Raw genomic sequence first — 1,457 nt, 5'->3', positions numbered from 1 at the left:
GCGGTGCGGATCGCGATCGCCAGATCCATGCTGCCGTTGCCGGCCAGATAGCCCACCGCGCCGCCGTAGACGCCGCGCTTGACCGGCTCGATCTCGTCGATGATCTCCATCGCCCGGATCTTGGGGGCGCCCGAGAGCGTGCCGGCCGGGAACGCCGCCCGCAGCGCATCCATGGGCGTCAGATCGTCTCTGAGCTTGCCGGTGACGTTCGACACGATATGCATGACGTGCGAATAACGCTCGATCGCCATGCGCTCGGTCAGCTTGACCGTGCCCGGCGTCGCCACCCGGCCGACATCGTTGCGGCCGAGGTCGATGAGCATCAGATGCTCGGCGATCTCCTTCGGATCTTCCAGCAGCTCCTCGGCGAGCGCTTCGTCTTCGGCCGGCGTGAGGCCGCGTTTGCGGGTGCCGGCGATCGGGCGGACCGTGACCTCGCCGTCCATCGCGCGTACCAGGATCTCCGGCGAGGCGCCCACGACGTGGTGATCGCCGAAGTTGAAATAGAACATGTACGGCGACGGGTTCAGGCTGCGCAGCGCCCGATACAACGACATCGGTTCGGCGTTGAACGGCGCCGACAGACGCTGGCTCGGCACCACCTGCATCACGTCGCCGGCCTGGGTGTATTCGCGGATACGGCGCACGGCGTCCTCGTAGCCGGCCTGGGTCAGGCCGGAGACGAAACGGCCATTGTCGATGGCGGGGTCGATTGCCCGGTCGACCCCGGGATCGATTGCCGCGCCCTCGGTGCCGGTACGTGCCGCCGCCTGCGGCAGGGGGGCATCCAGCGCATCCAGAATGGCCTCGATCCGGGTCTCCACCCGGGCCCGGTCCCCGGCATCGCCTTCCAGATAGTGAGCCACGACATAGAGCTTGCCCGAGAGATTGTCGAAGATGACCAGCTCCTCGGCCACCAGCAACAGAATATCGGGCAGATCCAGCGGATCGTCCTTGTCCTGCCCGCCGCCGGCCAGACGCGGCTCGATATAGCGAATCGTGTCGTAGCCGAAATAGCCGACCAGACCGCCGGTCAGGCGCGGCAGTTCGGGCAACCGCGGCAGCGGGCGGGCATCGTTGAACGCCTGGATCCAGGCCAGCGGATCGGCGGTCTCGAGTGTCTCGATGACACCGTCATCGGTTTCGTGCACGAGCGTTCTGCCGCGCACGCGAATACGCTCGGTGGCCGGCAGGCCGATGATGGAATAACGGCCCCAGCGCTCGCCGCCCTGCACGGATTCCAGCAGGAAGGAATAGGGCGCATCGGCGACTTTCAGATAAGTCGACAGCGGCGTGTCGAGATCGGCCAGCGCCTCGACCACCAGCGGTTCACGCCGGGCGAGTAGCGAAGCCTCGTAGGAGACGGAATCGGACATGGCGCATCAATCGATCGGATATTGACAAACAGGCGGCGCGACAACGCGCGCCGCAACGGGTGTGGGCATCAACCCCGCCAG

The 1,457-nt window shown here is 66.5% G+C and carries 1 protein-coding gene; it reads right to left on the bottom strand.

The features are described 5' to 3' along the window. On the bottom strand, positions 1-1,376 hold a 1,376-nt coding region (locus tag ACS8YF_RS19535), incomplete at its 3' end, for an anthranilate synthase component I family protein (RefSeq protein WP_440851760.1). Positions 1,377-1,457 lie beyond the last annotated feature (81 nt).

This window comes from Salinisphaera sp. SWV1 (assembly GCF_052044155.1).
In the GTDB taxonomy this organism is placed as follows: domain Bacteria; phylum Pseudomonadota; class Gammaproteobacteria; order Nevskiales; family Salinisphaeraceae; genus Salinisphaera.
Note: the sequence above shows the minus strand (reverse complement) of the source record. Positions and strands in the feature narration are given on the sequence as shown.